This window comes from Simplicispira sp. 125, from assembly GCF_003096555.1.
Lineage (GTDB): Bacteria > Pseudomonadota > Gammaproteobacteria > Burkholderiales > Burkholderiaceae_C > Simplicispira.
The window spans coordinates 1775965-1793109 of sequence record NZ_QEKM01000001.1; the positions used below are offsets into that span (position 1 = coordinate 1775965).

The window sequence follows — 17145 nt, forward strand, 5'->3', positions numbered from 1 at the left end:
GCTGCTGCGGCGCCCTAACGCCCTGCGTTGCCGGCTTCAATGCCCCAGCGGGCCAGCGCAGCGTCGTCGCTCACCCGGGCATCCACCCAGCGCGCGCCTTGCGGCGTGGTTTCTTTCTTCCAGAACGGCGCCTGGGTCTTGAGGTAGTCCATCAGAAACTCGCAGGCCTGGAAGCTCTCGCCCCGGTGCGCCGAGGTCACCGCCACCAACACGATCTGGTCGAGCGGCTGCAGCAGGCCCACGCGGTGGATGACGCGGGCGCCGAAGAGGTCGAACCGCTGGTGCGCCGCGTCGATCATGGACTCGATAGAGGTTTCGGTCATGCCGGGGTAATGTTCCAGCTCCATGGAGGCCACATCGTCGCCCTCATTGCGGTCGCGCACCGTACCCACGAAACAGCACACGGCACCCACGCCCCGGTGGGTGCTGCGCAGCACAGCCAGTTCGGCGGACACATCGAAATCATGGGTCTGGATGGAAACGCGGGGTGCGGTCATGGCAGCGGCTCTCACAACGTCAAGGCGAGCGGTGCAGGCGCGGCGCAGCCAGCAAGGCGCGTTCTTCTTCCACAAAATCGGCCAGTTGCCGCAGCGCCGGTGATGGCGGCAACCCGGCGAGCAGGGCTTGCAGCCGCGTGATGTCGCCCACCGTAGGCGCCACCTTGATCTGTGCCGTGGCGGCGGCCACATTGCCGCCCTTGACCAGAGCAAACACCTTGGCGGCCCATTCATTCTTGTTGCGTGCCATGAAACCCTTTTTGACCCCACCCGGAATGTCGGTAGGATGTGCCCACACTTTAACGCTCCCTGCGATGGCCACCCAGACAATCACCATCGACGGATACAAACTATTTCCGTCCCCCCGCAACGTGCACCGCTCGGTTTTCGAGCACCAGCTGTTCCTGCCCTACCCCTATGCATTGATTGACCTGCCCGGCTTCGACCTGACCGGCAAAGCCAGCCTGTTTGCTGCGTGCAGGCTCTCCGACATGAAGATGGGCCAAATGGTGACGTTCGAACTGCCCGCCGACCAGGCGCGCTTTGAACGCCTGTTCACGCCCGACTAAGCGCAGCCCCATGCAGGAACACGACAACCAGATCCTGGTGCCGCCAAGCTTCATGGCCGTATACACCGACGCCCGCAACCGCCTGCGCGCAAGCGCCGATGTGGTGCGCGCCCGCTACGAACTGTGCGAAGACCTGGCGGGCCACCTGGTGGAACAGGCACAAATTCTGTACCACGTGCAGGCGCCGTCCGAGAAAGAAATCCTACAGCGCATCCACGCCGGGTTGTGCACGCCCGAGTCGGCCATGGAACCAGGCGAGGCAACATGGATCGTCAGCCGTTTGGCAGAATTATTGCAGTGGCCGTGCCCGGAACTGCCCGCAGCAGACACCGAAAATCAATAAGAAACCGACCGCCGCACCATGCCCATGGCGGCGTTGTCTTCTCTTTGTGCCGACCTCAGCGCCCTGTCCACGACCCATGGGGGGCGATAAGTGTCATCTGCGCACATCGAAACGGCCTGAAATTTCATAGATCTGGTCTTTGCGCTGGGGATTGGTGCGCTGCGCCTTGCCCAACAGCGTGCCAGACGCTTGGCGCTCGGGCTCGTAGCGCTCGATGACGATTCGCGCAGGCAGCGTGGTGCCGCGTTGGTACTTGAAGCTCACGCTGAAGTTTTGCTGCGCTGGCGTGCCTGCATCGGTTGTGAGTGCAAAACCCATCGCAGTCAGGCCGCTGCTTTCGGTATAGGTTCCCACGCCCGCCGGTTCAGTCCCCAGGGTAAAGCTTTTCAGGCGGTGCTTGCCATCGTGCGAGGCCACGGGCGAGTCCAGCAACGCCATCATCTTGAAGCTGCCTGAAGCAAGCTGCAGTATCAGTTTGGCGTTGTCTGCCGGCACCACAAAACGTGCGGGCGCAGAGAACGCCGGACCGCTGATGGTGAGCTCCAGGCCCTGGCCCTGCACGGGTGCCTCCGCCCGTGCTCCGACGACGGTACTGGCCAGCACCGCCACAAGCAGCAACGGCCACAGCGTGCGCCGGGCGGTGCCGGCACTCCAAAAATATCCCATCCCTGCCCCCTTCTCGCTCAGATCGCCGCACTTTTGCACAGCCATGAAGAGCGCACCATATACAGATTTGCTGTTTTTTATCGTATTTTTATTGTATTTAGCGGGTATTTTTTATCCGTTTTGCAATGATGCCGTTAACCGCTATGGTGTCGGGCCGTCGTCGAGAAGGAGGCATATGCACAAGAACACAACAAAACAGGCATGGCTGCTCGCCCTGGCCTTGATTGCCACGAGCAGCGGCACACTGGCCCAAGCTTCTGAGCAATTTGTGGGCGCCCAGGGTTTTCGTACGATGCCCATCGAGCAACTGGAGGGCAAGCGCTATTACGCGGCCACGCGGTTCCCGGCCATGGGCGCCTCTGCTTTCCTCCCCGACGCCGATCTGCCCGCTCCGGTGCGCGCGATGCTGATACTCGACAGCCACGAAGGCGTATTGCCGCATGTACGCTACCTGGTCAACTACCAGCCGACCAGCGAGGCCTCTGCACCAGACAGCACACGCTACTTTGTCGAGATCACACGCTTCAACCTGGGTCCGGCAGTGCACGCCGACCTGGTCGGTTCGGTACCTGCAAAGCACCTGGCCAGCATCAAAACGTTTGGCGAGGGGCCGCATGTGCGCTGGCGCTTTGCCATGTCGCCGCAGCGCGGCATGGCGGCCGGGCTGGACGCGGTCAGCCGCAAACAAATCTCCGCCAAGGAAGCCGCAGCCATGGATTGCCTGGGCCAGCCCTGCACCCAGCTTGCATCAAACGAAGGCCCGCAGGGCCGCTGGAAGCCGCAGCAAATCACCCCACTGCCGCGCTCGTTCAAACGCACGACCCCGGAAGGCCCGGTGCCGGCCAGCATCGTCGAACAACTGCTGGCCTGGATGGGTGAAGACGCGCAGCGCACCATGCCTTTCGCACCGGACGCCCAACGTCTGGTTTTTGTGATTGCCGCCAACGCCAGTGGCCAGGAGCGCCAGACGACCGGCCTGGCACGTAACGCCCTGGTGTTTGACGACGCCGTCGGCATGCAATGGCTGCGCTTTCAGCAGGTTGCAGGCATGCCCCCCGAAGCACACACGCTGAACCAGCGACGTCACTAGTTGTTCACCCCCCCGCCGGCCACAACGTCGGCACCGCCATGCGCTCTGGCCCATGGAACTCAATAAAGGAGCAGGAATGAAACCCTTGTGGATGGCCGCGACCGCGTGCGCCGTACTGGTGAGCGCATGCTCGAAGAGCGAACCCGATGCCGCGCCGATGGCGCCCGGCGCACCGGCCGCGGCACAAAAAACTGCCGCGCAAAAGGCCAGCGCCCCCACCTACCCCAGGGTAGCGATCGACACCGACGCAGGCCTGTTCTGGTTCGAGCCCCGGCGCTGCTCGATAGCGCAGGAGCCCGGCAATAGCGAGGTTTCGTACAGCATCGAAGGCGCGGGCCAGTCACCCGACGGACAACCGATCTATGTCACCGTCCAAGACGAAGACAACAACCCGGCACAAGGCCCCGAGCTGCGCATCAATGTGGGCACCGATCAGCCGCGCAAAACCCCCGAGGTGGTCTGGATTGCCAACGACGGGAGCGCAGACAGCCTGCGCGTACCCGCAGCGAAAACCACGGTGCAGGGCGCTACGCTGGAGGTGCAGCGGGTTGTCTTCACGCGCAGCGGCAGTGACCGCCTGACCGCCCAAGGGCCCGTTCGTATCGATTGCACGCAGCGCTAGCCAAACACCGGCACGGGCGGGAACGGCATTCGTGCGTCGCCAGAGAACATCAAAAACAAGAGCTGCCTGCGCACGAATCCATTGATTTTTCGCTATTTTTATAGTCGAAAACCAATGGATGAAAGCGTTAGCAGCTATGCTTTTTCATGTCACCCACCGGTGACGGGCGGGAAGAAAGCCACTTCAGCGCCGTCGGCCAGCGCGGCGGCGTCGTCGCTCAGCACCTGGTTGAGCGCCATGCGCACGGCCTTGCCGCGGGCCAGGCTGCTGGCGTGCGCGCCGCCGCGCGCAATCAGCTCGTCGCGCAGTGCGCCCAGCGTGGCCGCCGATGTTTGCACCTGCTCGCTGCCCTGGCCCACGGCTTCGCGAATGGAGGCGAAGTAGCGTACGGTAATCCTTTTCATCGCCGGGCCGCCCCAAGATGAAAAACGGCCCCCTTGGGGCTGAGGGTTGCGGCTCCGGTCCTGCCTGCGCAGGACTGGACAGCCCGAAGAGGCGTTGACTCTGGCACCGCCGCGGCCTGCAAGGCCAGCGACCACACGAAGTGGCGAGCGTGGGGGGCATTTTTCATGACAGCATCTCCGCAAACGAATGGAAGCGCACCGTGTCGCCGCGCGCAATGGTCTGGCCGGGCGGGTTGTCGACCACGCCGTCGCCCCAGACGGTCGAGGTCAGCACACCCGAGCTTTGGTTGGAGAACAGGTCCAGCGCGCCCGCAGCGTTGTAGCGCACGCGCAGGAATTCGCGGCGCTTGTCACCCTTGGGCCAATCAAAATCCGCGCGGGCCATGATGAACCGGGGAGCCACATCGCGCACCCCTTGCAAGCGCAGCAGAAAAGGCCGCACCAGGATGGCGAAGGTCACGAAACTGGCCACCGGGTTACCGGGCAGGCCCAGGAAATGCGCCGGCCCCACCCGGCCATAAGCGAAGGGCTTGCCGGGTTTGATGGCGATCTGCCACAGGTCGAGTTGCCCCAGGGCCTGCACGGCGGGTTTGAGGTGGTCTTCCTCGCCCACCGAAACGCCACCGCTGGTCAAAATCACATCGTGGACCTGGCTGGCGGTGCGCAGCGCGTCCTGGGTGGCTTCGAGACGGTCGGGCACGATACCCATGTCAGTAACCTCGCAGCCCATGCGCTGCAGCAGGGCACGCAGGAAGAAGCGGTTGCTGTTGTAGATGGCGCCGGGCGGCATGTCTTGCGGCGCCACGTCGCCGGGCATGACCAATTCGTCGCCGGTAGAGAACAAGGCCACACGCGGGCGGCGCACCACTGCCAACTGCGCTGCGCCAATGCTGGCGGCCATGCCCAGCGCGGCGGGGTTCAGGCGCATACCCCCCTCCAGCACCACGGAGCCGCGGGTGATGTTTTCCCCCGCAAGGCGGATGTTCTGGCCCCGCCGGGGCGTAGCCTGCACGCGCACATGGCCCTCGCCTTCGGCGGCGCACTCTTCCTGCATGACCACGGCGTCGGCGCCCTCGGGCACCGGGGCGCCGGTGAAAATGCGCGCCGCCGTGCCCGGTTGCAGCGGCGTGCCCACATGGCCTGCAGGAATGCGCTGTGATACGGGCAGCAAAACACCGGGCTGGGGCACGTCGGCGCAGCGCAGGGCGTAGCCATCCATGGCGCTGTTATCGAGCGGCGGTACCTGCACGGCCGACACCAGGTCGTGCGCCAGCACCCGGCCATCGGCCTCAAAGGTGCTGAGCGTCTCGAAGCCCTGCAGAAGCCCAGCCTGCGCGAGCAGGCGGGCCAGGGCATCGTCCAGCGGCATCAAGGGGGAGCGTGGGGATGTCATCACAGGTCTCCGTGCAGGTTCCAGTCGTATTCAAATCGATCAGCCTGCGCCAGCAGCCACTGGGCGACCTGCTCTGGGTGGTTCAGGTCGAGCACAGGCAACTGCGTGGGGGCGGGCAGCTGGTCCGGGGTGTCGGTGGCGATGGCGACGACAAAGTCGTCCTCGGGGTAGCGCACGGGCCGGGCTTGCTGGTCTGCGGTCGGTGCCCGCCAGACTTCGAGCTTGAGGATGTCGCTTTCCTTGAAGCCTTCCACCAGCACCCAGTCCACACCCTCGTACAACTCGGCCAGCAGGTGGTGCACGCTGAGCTGCGTGGGCTGTTCGAACTCGCGCACCAAGGCCAGGCGGCGGTCCGAGGCAATCACTACCTCAAAGGCCCCGGCCTCGCGATGGCGGTAGGAATCCTTGCCTGGGTGGTCCATGTCGAAGCGGTGGTGGGCATGCTTGACCACCGAAACCCGCTGCCCTTGCTGGCGCAGCAGGGGGATGAGCTGCTCGATCAGGGTTGTCTTGCCACAGCCAGAAAAACCGGCAAAACCTGCCACTTTCATCCGCACGTCCTTTTGCTATTGAATAAATAGCTATCAGCGCTTGACCAGCAAGCCTTACATGGTATTTTTACTTGCAATGCTGCTCGATGTAGGCCTTGACCTGCGCCACATCAGAGGGCATGACCCGCACCCGCTTGGGCAAACTTTCGATGCCTGCAAACTTGGCTGGTCGCTCGGGCGCCTGGCCCAGGGCTTCGACAATGGTTTCGGCAAATTTGATGGGCAGGGCAGTTTCCAGCACCAGCATGGGCTGACCGGCCACGGTGTGCTCGCGCGCCACTTTCACGCCGTCGGCGGTGTGGGTGTCGATGGTGACACCAAAGCGTGCATGCGTATCGCGGATGGTCGCCAGGCGGTCGGCGTGTGTGCTTTTGCCGCTGACGAAACCGTATTTTTGGGCGGCATCGGCAAAGGCTGGGTCTCCACTCAGATCGAACCGGCCGTCTTTCGCCAACGCATCGCCAAACAGGGCTTTGGTGCGTGCGCCGTCGCGCCCGAGCAGGTCGAACACAAAGCGCTCGAAATTGCTGGCTTTGCTGATGTCCATGGAGGGGCTCGATGTCTCATGCGTGTCGGCGCTGCTGCGCACGCGGTAGACGCCGGTGCGAAAGAACTCGTCGAGCACGTCGTTCTCGTTCGTCGCCACCACCAGCTTGTCGATCGGCAGGCCCATCATGCGCGCCACATGGCCGGCGCAGACGTTGCCGAAGTTGCCGCTGGGCACGGTGAAGCTGACCTTCTGGTCGTTGGGATTCGCCGACGGGCCGCCCCGAGGCGAATCAACCCCCTCGGGGGGCAGCGAGGACACGTCAGGGCCGAGCGTGGGGGCCGGGTTTTCAGTGGCCTGGATGTAGCCCGCGAAGTAGTACACCACCTGCGCCAGCAGGCGCGCCCAATTGATCGAGTTGACGGTGCCTATCTTGTATTTCGCCTTAAAAGCGTGGTCGTTGCTGACCGCCTTGACGATGTCCTGGCAGTCGTCGAACACGCCTTCGATGGCGATGTTATGGATGTTTTCGTCCTGCAGGCTGAACATCTGCGCCTGCTGGAACGCGCTCATGCGGCCATGCGGGCTGGTCATGAAGACGCGCACGCCCTGCTTGCCGCGCATGGCGTACTCGGCCGCGCTGCCGGTGTCGCCGCTGGTGGCGCCCAGGATGTTGAGTGTTTCGCCCCGGCGTGCCAGTTCGTACTCGAACAGGTTGCCCAGCAGCTGCATGGCCATGTCCTTGAAGGCCAGCGTGGGGCCGTTGGACAGGGCTTCGAGCCACAGGCCGTCTTCGAGGTGGCGCAGCGGCACGATTTCGCCGGTGCCGAACACCTCGGCGGTGTACGTCTTCTCGCACAGTGCGCGCAGGTCGGCGGCGGGAATGTCGTCGATGTAGAGCTGCAAGATCTGGAACGCCAGCTCGGCGTAGCCCTGCTCGTGGTAGGCGGTGCGCAGGCGGGTGAGCATGGCATCGTCCACCTGCGGGTAGTGCTCGGGCAGGTACAGGCCGCCGTCGGGCGCCAGGCCTTCGAGCAGGATGTCGCAGAAATGTTTGCGTTCGGCGTGTCCGCGCGTGGAGAGGTACAGCATGGCGGTCTCGTCTCGCTAGGGGTTAGTTCAGCTCTTCCTTGCGGATGCGCGTGATGGGGGCCAGCACCGTGGGGAGCTGCTGCATCTGTGCGATGGCTTCGTTCATGGTGCCTTCGCGTGTGTCGTGCGTGAGGATGATGAGGTCGGTTTGCGTGGAGCCTTCGCCGCCCACTTCGTCCGCCTCGCGCTGCAGCATGGCGTCGATGCTGATACCAGCGTCGGCCAGGATGCCGGTGACCTTGGCGAGCACACCGGCCTGGTCGGCCACGCGCAGGCGCAGGTAGTAGCTCGTCACCACCTCGCTCATCGGCAGCACGGGCAGCGCGCCCATGGCGCCCTCCAGCGTGTGCGGCTGGAACGCCAGGTGCGGCACGCGGTGCTCGGGATCGGCCGTGTGCAGGCGGGCGATGTCGACCAGGTCGGCGATCACGGCGCTGGCCGTGGGCTCGGAGCCCGCGCCCTTGCCGTAGTACAGCGTGGTGCCCACGGCGTCGCCGTGCACCACGACGGCGTTCATGGCGCCTTCGACGTTGGCGATCAGGCGCTTGGACGGCACCAGGCTGGGGTGCACGCGCAGCTCGATGCCGCTGGCGACGCGCTTGGTGATGCCGAGCAGTTTGATGCGGTAGCCCAGTTGCTCGGCGTATTTGATGTCGGCCGCGGCCAGCTTCGTGATGCCTTCCACGTAGGCCTTGTCGAACTGCACCGGAATGCCGAACGCGATGGCGCTCATGATGGTGACCTTGTGCGCGGCGTCCACGCCTTCGATGTCGAAGGTCGGATCGGCCTCGGCGTAGCCCAGGCGCTGCGCGTCTTGCAGGGCAGCGTCAAAGTCCAGGCCCTTGTCGCGCATCTCGCTCAGGATGAAGTTGGTGGTGCCGTTGATGATGCCGGCGATCCACTGGATGCGGTTGGCGGTGAGGCCTTCGCGCAGCGCCTTGATGATGGGGATGCCCCCCGCCACGGCGGCCTCGAACGCCACCATCACGCCCTTAGCCGACGCTGCGGCAAAGATTTCGCTGCCGTGCACGGCCAGCAAGGCCTTGTTGGCCGTCACCACATGCTTGCCCGCCGCAATGGCTTCGAGCACCAGCGCCTTGGCCACACCGTAGCCACCAATCAGCTCGATGACGATGTCGATCTCGGGGTTGGCGATGACAGCGCGCGCGTCGTTCACCACCTGCACGCCCGCGCCCACCACGCTGCGGGCACGCTCCACGTCCAGATCGGCCACCATGGCGATCTCGATGCCACGGCCGGCGCGGCGACGGATTTCTTCCTGGTTGCGCTGCAGCACGTTGAACACGCCGCTGCCGACGGTGCCGATGCCCAGAAGGCCTACTTGGATGGGTTTCATCAGAAAACTCTCAGTAAAAAATGCCTCAAGCGCCCATGTATCAAGCGCTAGCTGCTACAAAAACAATAGTCTCAAGCCTTTGCGTGGCGCTGCCGGTACTGGGCCAGGAAGCCCGCCAGCCGGCCGATGGCCTCGCGCAGGTCATCCTCGTGCGGCAGGAAGACGATGCGGAAATGCTGGTTATCGGGGTAGTTGAAGCCCGTGCCCTGCACCAGCATCACGCGCGTGGCGCGCAGCACCTCCATGAAGAACTGGCGGTCGTCCTCGATGGGGTACATCTCGGGATCGAGGCGCGGGAACATGTACAGCGCCGCCTGGGGCTTGACGCAGGTAACGCCCGGAATCTTGGAGATCAGCTCGTAAGCCAGATCGCGCTGGCGGCGCAGGCGTCCGCCTTCCTTGACGAGGTCGTTGATGCTCTGGTAGCCGCCCAGCGCCGTCTGGATGGCCCACTGCCCGGGCACGTTGGAGCCGAGCTTGAGGTTGGCCAGCATGTTCAGCCCCTCGATGTAATCACGCGCGGCCCGCTTGTCGCCCGAGACCACCATCCAGCCCGCGCGGTAGCCGCAGGAGCGGTAGGCCTTGGAGAGCGAGTTGAAGGTGAGCGTGAGCACGTCGGTGGACAGGCTGGCCATGGCCGTGTGGCGCACGCCGTCGTACAGCACCTTGTCATACACCTCGTCCACCAGCAGCACCAGGTCGTGCTCGCGCGCCAGCTGCACGATGCCGCGCAGCAGCGCGTCGCTGTAGAGCGCGCCCGTGGGGTTGTTGGGGTTGATGACCACGATGCCGCGCGTGCGCGGCGTGATCTTGGCGCGCATGTCCTCCAGGCTGGGCATCCAGCCGTTGGATTCGTCGCACACGTAGTGCACCGGCACGCCGCCCGAGAGGCTGGTGGCGGCCGTCCACAGCGGGTAGTCGGGCGCGGGCAGCAGCAGCTCGTCGCCGTCGTTGAGCAGCGCATTCGTCGCCATGACGATGAGCTCGCTCGCGCCATTGCCCAGGTAGATGTCGTCCAGCGTCACGCCCGCAATGCCCTGCTGCTGCGTGTAGTGCATGACGGCCTTGCGCGCCGCGAAGATGCCCTTGCTGTCGGAGTAGCCGGCGGACTCGGGCAGGTTGCGCGCCATGTCCTGCACCACCTCCTCGGGTGGATCGAAGCCGAACGGCGCCATGTTGCCGATGTTGAGCTTGATGATCTTCTGGCCCTCGTCCTCCATCTGCCGGGCCGCGTCCACGATGGGGCCGCGCACATCGTAGAGAACGTTGTTGAGTTTGGTGGACTTGAGTACGGTTTTCATGCGCGGTCGTGGAACAGTGGCAAAGGCCTGCCACAGGCACACCCTGCGGCGAAACCTATAATTTGACCACAGTTCCACGCCCCGCTTCAGGGCACCCGGCCCCTTTGCGCACCATGCGCGCCCTACCGCCCGCCCAACGCCGCCATGAAATTCCAGCCTGACCGATTCGACTCCCAAAGCATCACTGGATACGGCCCCGGCTGGATCAGCGTGGGGCCGGAGAAAATCCAGTCCAGCATCCTCATCAGCTCCCGCGGCCTGCGCCTGCCCTGGCCCTGTGCGCGCTTTGAAGACCTGGCCGCAGAACACTTTGCAGAACTGGCCCTGCACGACGCCGAAGTACTGTTGCTGGGCAGCGGCAGCCGGCTGCGCTTTGCGCCTCCTGCCTGGCTGCAGCCCCTGATGGCCCGGCGCATTGGTGTAGAGACCATGGACACTGCCGCCGCCTGCCGCACCTACAACATTCTTGCGGGCGAAGGACGCCATGTACTGGCGGCACTGATTCTTGATACCCCTGCTTACCAGTCCACAACACCTGTTTCAGGTTAAAATGCGAGGTTGCAGCCGGTAGAGCCCAATAAGAAGAACATGCGCGCACTACCGGTTTTTCAACGACCTCACCCAGAGAGATAGAAGACATATGGCGATCGTTGTCAACAAACCCCTCCCGGAATTCGAAGCCAACGCGACCAGCGGTGTCAAGGTTTCCAACACCTCCCACAACGGTCAGGTCCTGATCCTGTACTTCTACCCCAAGGACAACACGCCCGGTTGTACCACCGAGGCCATGCAGTTTCGCGACAAGTACAAGGATTTCGTCAAGGCTGGCGCGGCGTTGTTCGGCGTTTCGCGCGACAACATGAAGTCGCACGACGAATTCAAGGAAAAGCTGGAACTGCCCTTTGAACTCATCGCTGACACCGAAGAAAAGATGTGCCACATGTTCGGCGTGGTCAAGAACAAGATCATGTACGGCAAGAAGGTCAAGGGTATTGAGCGTAGCACCTTCCTCATCGGCCCTGATGGTTTGGTCGCTTTCGAGTGGCGCGGCCTCAAGGTGCCCGGCCATGTCGAAGAAGTCCTCAAGGCCGTCAAGTCCATCAATGCGCTGAAAAAGGCCGCCTGAACGGGTGCCGCCGGGGCGCCACGGTCGTGTCATCAGTGCCATGCATAATGGCCCAATGCCGCTGCCCATCGCAACGCCCCTCCACTCCCCGCAAGCCGCCTTGGCATCCAGGCGGCTTTTTGCTTTCTAGACCGACCTGATCCGAGGCCTTCCGCACCATGCCCCTGCCCCCCGCCCCCACCAGGCGCGCCGCCCTTCTCGCCCCCGAAGCCTATCTCGCCCCCGGCAGAGCGGCTGCAACGCCTCCCGTCGAGCGCAAAAGCACCCAGCGCAAGGCCGACGCCGCACCGCCACCCTCGACAGCGCCCGAGGCACACCCCACCCGGGGACGGCGTACCGCTCCGGCCCCAGCAGCACCTGCACCGCGGGTCGCAGCTGCCAGCGCATCACCGGTGCAAGCCCCCGCCACACCTCCTGCACGCAGCCGCAAGGCGCGCGGCACAGGGCCGGCCAAGCTGTTTGTGCTGGACACCAACGTGCTGCTGCACGACCCGACCAGCCTATTCCGCTTTGAGGAACACGACATCTATCTGCCGATGATCGTTCTCGAAGAGTTGGATGCCCACAAGAAAGGCATGACCGAGGTTGCGCGCAACGGCCGCCAGGTCAGCCGCTCCCTCGACGCCCTGGCCGGTGCGCAGGGCGCCGACATGGGCAAGGGCCTCAAGCTCGACTCCACGGGCCAGCGCGCGGCCGGTGGCAGCCTGTTCTTCCAGACCTCCACGCTGGACTACCAACTCCCTGCCAGCCTGCCCCAGGGCAAGGCCGACAACCAGATCCTGGGCGTCGTCGAGGCCCTGCGCAAACTGCACGCTCCGCGCGAAGTGGTGTTGGTGTCCAAGGACATCAACATGCGCGTCAAGGCACGCGCCCTGGGCCTGCCGGCCGAGGACTACCAGAACGATAAGGTGCTGGAAGACGGTGATCTGCTGTATTCCGGCTCGCTGCCGCTGCCACCCGACTTCTGGAGCCGCAATGGCAAGTCGGTGGAGAGCTGGCAGAGTGGCGCGCACACCTACTACCGCATCAGCGGTCCGATCGTGCCGCACCTGATGATCAACCAGTTCGTTTACTTTGAAGCCCCGGGCGAGCCCAGCCTGTACGCCCGGGTGAGCGAAATCCGCGACAAGACTGCGGTACTCAAGACCCTCAAGGACTACGGACACGCCAAGAACGCTGTCTGGGGCGTGACCACGCGCAACCGTGAGCAAAACTTTGCCATCAACCTGCTGATGGACCCCGAGGTCGATTTGGTCACCCTGGCCGGCACGGCCGGTACCGGCAAGACGCTGATGGCGCTGGCCGCAGGCCTCACGCAGGTGCTGGACGACCGCCGCTACACAGAGATCATCATGACCCGCGCCACTGTCAGCGTGGGCGAGGACATCGGCTTCCTGCCCGGCACCGAGGAGGAGAAGATGGGCCCCTGGATGGGTGCGCTCGACGACAACCTCGAATTTCTCGCCAAGGGCGATGGCGGCAACGCCGGTGAATGGGGGCGCGCTGCCACCAACGAGCTGATCCGCAGCCGCATCAAGATCAAGAGCATGAACTTCATGCGCGGGCGCACGTTCATGAACAAGTACGTGATCATCGATGAGGCGCAAAACCTCACACCCAAGCAGATGAAAACGCTGATCACGCGCGCCGGCCCGGGCACCAAGATCATCTGCATGGGCAACCTGGCACAGATCGACACGCCCTACCTCACCGAAGGATCGTCCGGCCTGACCTTTGCGGTGGACCGCTTCAAGGGCTGGCCGCACAGCGGCCACATCACCCTGGCACGCGGCGAACGCTCACGCCTGGCGGACTTTGCAAGCGAAGTGCTGTAAACCCTGAGACCGATCATCCCACCCCTGCTTGGCACCTGGCAGCATACCTGTGCTGCACAGGTGCAAGAACAGGCCTGGATCCCGCCCGACGGCTGCCAGGACCTGGTGGGCATTGCCTTGCCCGGCGGCCCGGTGCAATGGCATGTATATGCCCTGTCGCCACAGGCCGAAACCATCGCCCTGCCTGCCGGGGCGCGTCTGTGCGGCTTCAGGCTGGCCCCCGGCACCCAGGTGGACACCGAAGCACTGCTGCAGCGCACGCACGCGCTGGACCTGGAACTGGACGATGGCCAGCAGGCCATGGCCCTGCTGGCCGACACCTGCACGCTGGATGCCAGGGTTGAAGAATCGCTGCAGGCACTGGCGCACGCACCCTCCGTCACCCAGGCGGCCCGCAGCCTGGGCGTGAGCCCGCGCACGCTGGAACGCCTGCTGCACCGGCATACCGCCCACCCGCCTGCATTCTGGCGCAGCCTGGCACGGGTGCGCCAGACGGCCCACTGCCTGGCTGCGCAGCTCCACTGGCCGCTGGCCGAAGTGGCCGCCCTGCACCACTGGGCCGACCAGCCCCACATGAACCTGGCGTTCAGGCACTGGCTGGGCTGCACACCCCGGCAGTTGCAGCACGACCCGCAGCGCCTGGGGCTGCTGCTGCAATCAGGTTACGGCGATCTGGGGCCGTTCACCCCATAGGGGTGCACAGCTCCACCCAGAAGCCGTTGAGGTCCTGCACATAGGCCACGGTCTGGCCCCAGGGCATGTCCTGCGGGGCCTGCAAGGACTGTGCGCCATGTTCCAGCGCCTGCGCATAGGCAGCGGCCACGTCAGGGGTGACCAGCGCCACTTCAAAGCAGGGCTTGCGGGCATCGGGCAGCGCCACCGTCTTGCCCATTTGCGCCAGCAGGCCGTGCGAACAGAACGCGAGCGAGGTGCTGCCGGTCTCCAGCTCGCCCCAATCGCCGCTTTCGTGCACAAAGCGCGTGGCCAGGCCAAAGGCCTTGCCATAAAAGGCCAGGGCAGCGCGCACATCCGGCACATAAAGAATCGTGTATCCCAAGCGCATGGTTCAACTCCTTTCAAGCAAAGCCGCCAGTGTGGACGCTGGGGCAGGCCCCGTCTTGGAAAAACCCGACACCGCCGCCATACCCATCGAACAGGCAAGGTCAGAAGTCGTCGCCAGACCCCAGCGCCAGGCTTTCGAAGCGCGTCTGCGATTTCTGGAAAAACAGCTTGACCGTCCCGGTGGGGCCGTTGCGCTGCTTACCGATGATGATCTCGGCGACATTGGGCTCTTTGCTGTCCTTGTTGTAGTAGTCATCGCGATAGATGAACATGATGATGTCCGCATCCTGCTCGATGGCGCCCGACTCACGCAAGTCGCTCATCATGGGGCGCTTGTCGGTGCGGGTCTCGACACTGCGGTTGAGCTGAGAAAGCGCAATCACCGGGCACTGCAACTCTTTGGCCAGCATCTTGAGGCCACGCGAGATTTCGCCCAGCTCGGTCGCGCGGTTCTCGCCCTGTGAACCCGCCGAGCCGCTCATCAGCTGCAAATAGTCCACCACGATCAGGCCCAGCTTGCCGCACTGGCGCGCCAGGCGCCGGGCGTTGGCGCGCAATTCGCTGGGGGTCAGGCCCGGGGTTTCGTCGATGTGCAGCGAAACATTGCGCAAACGCTCGATGGCCTCGGTAAGTCGCGGCCATTCATCGTCGGTGAGCTTGCCGGTGCGCAAATGGCCTTGTTCGATACGGCCGATGGAACCCACGATACGCACCGCCAGTTGGGCGGCGCCCATTTCCATCGAGAAGATGGCGACCGGAAGACCCTCGTTCAGCGCCACATGCTCGGCAATGTTCACGGCAAACGCCGTCTTGCCCATGGACGGACGCGCTGCCAGCACCACCATATCGCCCGCCTGCAGGCCCGAGGTCATGCGGTCCAGGTCAATAAACCCGGTGGGTACGCCGGTGATGTCGTTGGGGTTGTCCGCCATCTCCTGCACGCGGTCGAGCAGGTTGACCACCAGGGTATCCATGCCCTGAAAGCCCTGCTTCATGCGCGAGCCTTCTTCACCGATGTTGAAGATTTTTTGCTCGGCCTCGTCCAGGATTTTGTCTACAGGCCGACCTTGGGTGTTGAAAGCGTTGGTGGCAATTTCATCGCTGGCAGTGACGAGCTTCCTCAGGATGGCGCGCTCGCGCACGATCTCGGCGTAGCGCCGGATGTTGCTGGCACTGGGAACATACTGCGCCAGAGAATTCAGATAGACCAGTCCGCCAATTTCCTCGGATTTTCCCAGGCCTTGCAGCTTCTCGTAAACAGTAATCACATCGGCCGGCTTGCTGGCATTGACCAGTCCCGCAATGGCCGTGTAGATCATCTGGTGTTCGTGCCGGTAAAAGTCGCTCTCGACCAGCAAGTCCCCCACCCGGTCCCAGGCATGGTTGTCGAGCAGCAGGCCACCCAGCACGCTCGATTCGGCCTCGATAGAGTGCGGCGGCACGCGCAGTTGCGCGATCTGCCGGTCATAGGGGACGAACCCGTCGTCCACGGGCTGGGGTACATCAAACATGGGGTTCCTTGGGCAAGCCTTTGATCGTATCAATGGCGGTCGCTGGCGTCATTGCACAAGCCTGTGCGCAGCCTGTGGAAAAGCACTGGACAAAGCGTGCACAGCGGGTGCATGACCAGCGGCGTGCAGCACCAGAAAAACAAAAACCGCCCGGAGGCGGTTTTTGCAGAGGCGCAGTGCGCGATCAGGCAGTTTCGCCGTAGACCGAAACGGTCACGTCCACCACCACATCGGTGTGCAGAGACACGCTCACGGTGTTGTCGCCAATGGTCTTGATGGGGCCGTTGGGCAGACGAATCTGCGACTTCAGCACCTTGTGGCCTTGCTTGTTCAGCTCTTCGGCGATGTCGCCGTTGGTGACCGAACCGAACAGGCGACCGTCCACACCGGCTTTTTGCGTCAGCTTGAAGACCTTGCCGACGAGCTTTTCACCGTCAGCCTGCGAAGCGGCCAGCTTTTCAGCAGCGGCTTTTTCCAGTTCGGCGCGCTTGGCTTCGAACTCGGCCTTGGCGGCGATGGTGGCGCGGCGCGCACGGCCCGAAGGGATCAGGAAGTTGCGGGCGTAACCGTCTTTGACCTTGACGAGATCGCCGAGGTTACCGAGGTTCACAACCTTGTCGAGCAGAATGATTTGCATGGGTTGTGCTCCTTAGATCTTGTGCTGGTCGCTGTACGGCACCAGGGCCAGGAAGCGGGCACGCTTGATGGCGGTGTTGAGCTGGCGCTGGAAGATGGCGCGCGTGCCGGTCAGGCGCGCGGGGATGATCTTGCCGTTTTCGGCGATGAAATCGCGCAGGGTATCAACGTCCTTGTAGTCGATTTCTTCGACGCCCGTGACGGTGAAGCGGCAAAAGCGCTTGCGCTTGAACAGCAGCGATTGGGTGTTGCGCTTGGGGCGCTTGTCTTTGTTGAATTTCTTGAACGTGGCCATTGCGGACCTCTCGAAAATTAATCTTGTTGAATATCCTGGACGTGGAGCACTGGATGCTTGCCGTTACGCGGCGTGGCCAGAAAACCGGTAAAGCGCCAGAGGCTGCCGATAGGCTGGCGGGCTAACCGCTCTGCCATGGCGCCAAAAGCCACCGCTTTCATGACCGCATTCACCTCGCGCATCTGACCGGCTTCTTGCTGCTTTGAGCTGTGCTCAAGGCGCAGTTCGATGGCGGGCACACCGGCAGGCGTGAATCGCAGGGCCTGGGCCTCGGCGATGCATGCCTTGATCGCTACGTGGTTCTCCAC

Annotated in this window: 22 protein-coding genes; 8 read left to right on the forward strand and 14 right to left on the reverse strand. The window is 63.7% G+C overall.

Going from position 1 to position 17145, the window contains the following annotated elements; genetic code table 11:
* Positions 1-14 precede the first annotated feature (14 nt).
* On the reverse strand, positions 15-497 hold the full coding sequence (locus tag C8D04_RS08190) for a molybdenum cofactor biosynthesis protein MoaE (protein WP_116004393.1): 483 nt from the start codon (positions 495-497) through the stop codon (positions 15-17).
* A gap of 19 nt (positions 498-516) precedes the next feature.
* Positions 517-747 (reverse strand): hypothetical protein, encoded by a 231-nt coding sequence (locus C8D04_RS08195; protein WP_116006099.1) that lies wholly within the window; start codon positions 745-747, stop codon positions 517-519.
* A gap of 64 nt (positions 748-811) precedes the next feature.
* Between C8D04_RS08195 and C8D04_RS08200 the strand changes: the two genes are divergently transcribed.
* A complete protein-coding gene (locus C8D04_RS08200; protein WP_116004394.1) occupies positions 812-1066 on the forward strand; it encodes a hypothetical protein in 255 nt (84 codons plus the stop codon).
* A 10-nt stretch (positions 1067-1076) separates the two neighbouring features.
* A complete protein-coding gene (locus C8D04_RS08205; RefSeq protein WP_116004395.1) occupies positions 1077-1409 on the forward strand; it encodes a hypothetical protein in 333 nt (110 codons plus the stop codon).
* Between the two features lie 93 nt (positions 1410-1502).
* On the opposite strand, the gene C8D04_RS08210 is transcribed toward C8D04_RS08205, so the two are convergent.
* A complete protein-coding gene (locus tag C8D04_RS08210) occupies positions 1503-2120 on the reverse strand; it encodes a hypothetical protein (protein WP_116004396.1) in 618 nt (205 codons plus the stop codon).
* A 130-nt stretch (positions 2121-2250) separates the two neighbouring features.
* Between C8D04_RS08210 and C8D04_RS08215 the strand changes: the two genes are divergently transcribed.
* Both C8D04_RS08215 and C8D04_RS08220 read left to right on the forward strand, forming a co-directional pair.
* A complete protein-coding gene (locus tag C8D04_RS08215; RefSeq protein ID WP_116004397.1) occupies positions 2251-3165 on the forward strand; it encodes a hypothetical protein in 915 nt (304 codons plus the stop codon).
* A 76-nt stretch (positions 3166-3241) separates the two neighbouring features.
* On the forward strand, positions 3242-3787 hold the full coding sequence (locus C8D04_RS08220; protein WP_116004398.1) for a hypothetical protein: 546 nt from the start codon (positions 3242-3244) through the stop codon (positions 3785-3787).
* 149 nt (positions 3788-3936) lie between these two features.
* On the opposite strand, the gene moaD is transcribed toward C8D04_RS08220, so the two are convergent.
* From moaD to C8D04_RS08250, 6 genes are all read right to left on the reverse strand, one after another.
* Positions 3937-4191, reverse strand: a complete 255-nt coding sequence (gene moaD, locus C8D04_RS08225) for a molybdopterin converting factor subunit 1 (RefSeq protein WP_116004399.1) — start codon at positions 4189-4191, stop codon at positions 3937-3939.
* Positions 4192-4354: 163 nt separating this feature from the next.
* The gene (glp, locus tag C8D04_RS08230; RefSeq protein WP_116004400.1) at positions 4355-5584 is read right to left on the reverse strand and encodes a gephyrin-like molybdotransferase Glp; all 1230 of its coding nucleotides are present in this window, start codon (positions 5582-5584) and stop codon (positions 4355-4357) included.
* Positions 5584-6135: a molybdopterin-guanine dinucleotide biosynthesis protein B gene (gene mobB / locus C8D04_RS08235; RefSeq protein ID WP_116004401.1), complete on the reverse strand. Its 552-nt coding sequence runs from the start codon at positions 6133-6135 to the stop codon at positions 5584-5586. The genes glp and mobB overlap by 1 nt, the downstream gene beginning before the upstream one ends.
* Before the next feature lie 67 nt (positions 6136-6202).
* Positions 6203-7714, reverse strand: a complete 1512-nt coding sequence (locus C8D04_RS08240; RefSeq protein WP_116004402.1) for a threonine synthase — start codon at positions 7712-7714, stop codon at positions 6203-6205.
* 22 nt (positions 7715-7736) lie between these two features.
* The gene (locus tag C8D04_RS08245) at positions 7737-9071 is read right to left on the reverse strand and encodes a homoserine dehydrogenase (RefSeq protein ID WP_116004403.1); all 1335 of its coding nucleotides are present in this window, start codon (positions 9069-9071) and stop codon (positions 7737-7739) included.
* Between the two features lie 71 nt (positions 9072-9142).
* Complete coding sequence (locus C8D04_RS08250; RefSeq protein WP_116004404.1) at positions 9143-10372, reverse strand: pyridoxal phosphate-dependent aminotransferase; 1230 nt, start codon at positions 10370-10372, stop codon at positions 9143-9145.
* Between the two features lie 144 nt (positions 10373-10516).
* Between C8D04_RS08250 and C8D04_RS08255 the strand changes: the two genes are divergently transcribed.
* From C8D04_RS08255 to C8D04_RS08270, 4 genes are all read left to right on the forward strand, one after another.
* Entirely contained in the window at positions 10517-10921 is a 405-nt protein-coding gene (locus C8D04_RS08255) for an Mth938-like domain-containing protein (RefSeq protein ID WP_116004405.1), read from the forward strand.
* Positions 10922-11012: 91 nt separating this feature from the next.
* Entirely contained in the window at positions 11013-11498 is a 486-nt protein-coding gene (locus tag C8D04_RS08260; protein WP_116004406.1) for a peroxiredoxin, read from the forward strand.
* Between the two features lie 158 nt (positions 11499-11656).
* Positions 11657-13333 carry a PhoH family protein gene (locus tag C8D04_RS08265; protein ID WP_116004407.1) on the forward strand — a complete coding sequence of 559 codons (1677 nt, stop codon included), beginning with the start codon at positions 11657-11659 and terminating at the stop codon, positions 13331-13333.
* A 60-nt stretch (positions 13334-13393) separates the two neighbouring features.
* A complete protein-coding gene (locus C8D04_RS08270; RefSeq protein WP_116004408.1) occupies positions 13394-14026 on the forward strand; it encodes a helix-turn-helix domain-containing protein in 633 nt (210 codons plus the stop codon).
* On the opposite strand, the gene C8D04_RS08275 is transcribed toward C8D04_RS08270, so the two are convergent.
* The 5 genes from C8D04_RS08275 to priB all read right to left on the reverse strand — a co-directional run bounded on the left by C8D04_RS08275 (position 14016) and on the right by priB (position 17145).
* Positions 14016-14396, reverse strand: coding sequence for a VOC family protein (locus tag C8D04_RS08275; protein ID WP_116004409.1), 381 nt, complete (start codon positions 14394-14396; stop codon positions 14016-14018). The genes C8D04_RS08270 and C8D04_RS08275 overlap by 11 nt on opposite strands.
* 100 nt (positions 14397-14496) lie before the next feature.
* Positions 14497-15906, reverse strand: coding sequence for a replicative DNA helicase (gene dnaB, locus C8D04_RS08280; RefSeq protein WP_116004410.1), 1410 nt, complete (start codon positions 15904-15906; stop codon positions 14497-14499).
* 184 nt (positions 15907-16090) lie between these two features.
* Complete coding sequence (rplI, locus tag C8D04_RS08285; RefSeq protein WP_116004411.1) at positions 16091-16543, reverse strand: 50S ribosomal protein L9; 453 nt, start codon at positions 16541-16543, stop codon at positions 16091-16093.
* A gap of 12 nt (positions 16544-16555) precedes the next feature.
* Positions 16556-16837, reverse strand: a complete 282-nt coding sequence (gene rpsR, locus C8D04_RS08290) for a 30S ribosomal protein S18 (protein ID WP_005795932.1) — start codon at positions 16835-16837, stop codon at positions 16556-16558.
* Positions 16838-16854: 17 nt separating this feature from the next.
* A complete protein-coding gene (gene priB, locus C8D04_RS08295) occupies positions 16855-17145 on the reverse strand; it encodes a primosomal replication protein N (RefSeq protein ID WP_116004412.1) in 291 nt (96 codons plus the stop codon).

Coding starts and splice junctions, on each gene's coding strand:
- C8D04_RS08190 (WP_116004393.1), bottom strand. CDS start 497: ATGACCGCACCCCGCGTTTCCATCCAGACCCATGATTTCGATGTGTCC.
- C8D04_RS08195 (WP_116006099.1), bottom strand. CDS start 747: ATGGCACGCAACAAGAATGAATGGGCCGCCAAGGTGTTTGCTCTGGTC.
- C8D04_RS08200 (WP_116004394.1), top strand. CDS start 812: ATGGCCACCCAGACAATCACCATCGACGGATACAAACTATTTCCGTCC.
- C8D04_RS08205 (WP_116004395.1), top strand. CDS start 1,077: ATGCAGGAACACGACAACCAGATCCTGGTGCCGCCAAGCTTCATGGCC.
- C8D04_RS08210 (WP_116004396.1), bottom strand. CDS start 2,120: ATGGCTGTGCAAAAGTGCGGCGATCTGAGCGAGAAGGGGGCAGGGATG.
- C8D04_RS08215 (WP_116004397.1), top strand. CDS start 2,251: ATGCACAAGAACACAACAAAACAGGCATGGCTGCTCGCCCTGGCCTTG.
- C8D04_RS08220 (WP_116004398.1), top strand. CDS start 3,242: ATGAAACCCTTGTGGATGGCCGCGACCGCGTGCGCCGTACTGGTGAGC.
- moaD (WP_116004399.1), bottom strand. CDS start 4,191: ATGAAAAGGATTACCGTACGCTACTTCGCCTCCATTCGCGAAGCCGTG.
- glp (WP_116004400.1), bottom strand. CDS start 5,584: ATGACATCCCCACGCTCCCCCTTGATGCCGCTGGACGATGCCCTGGCC.
- mobB (WP_116004401.1), bottom strand. CDS start 6,135: ATGAAAGTGGCAGGTTTTGCCGGTTTTTCTGGCTGTGGCAAGACAACC.
- C8D04_RS08240 (WP_116004402.1), bottom strand. CDS start 7,714: ATGCTGTACCTCTCCACGCGCGGACACGCCGAACGCAAACATTTCTGC.
- C8D04_RS08245 (WP_116004403.1), bottom strand. CDS start 9,071: ATGAAACCCATCCAAGTAGGCCTTCTGGGCATCGGCACCGTCGGCAGC.
- C8D04_RS08250 (WP_116004404.1), bottom strand. CDS start 10,372: ATGAAAACCGTACTCAAGTCCACCAAACTCAACAACGTTCTCTACGAT.
- C8D04_RS08255 (WP_116004405.1), top strand. CDS start 10,517: ATGAAATTCCAGCCTGACCGATTCGACTCCCAAAGCATCACTGGATAC.
- C8D04_RS08260 (WP_116004406.1), top strand. CDS start 11,013: ATGGCGATCGTTGTCAACAAACCCCTCCCGGAATTCGAAGCCAACGCG.
- C8D04_RS08265 (WP_116004407.1), top strand. CDS start 11,657: ATGCCCCTGCCCCCCGCCCCCACCAGGCGCGCCGCCCTTCTCGCCCCC.
- C8D04_RS08275 (WP_116004409.1), bottom strand. CDS start 14,396: ATGCGCTTGGGATACACGATTCTTTATGTGCCGGATGTGCGCGCTGCC.
- dnaB (WP_116004410.1), bottom strand. CDS start 15,906: ATGTTTGATGTACCCCAGCCCGTGGACGACGGGTTCGTCCCCTATGAC.
- rplI (WP_116004411.1), bottom strand. CDS start 16,543: ATGCAAATCATTCTGCTCGACAAGGTTGTGAACCTCGGTAACCTCGGC.
- rpsR (WP_005795932.1), bottom strand. CDS start 16,837: ATGGCCACGTTCAAGAAATTCAACAAAGACAAGCGCCCCAAGCGCAAC.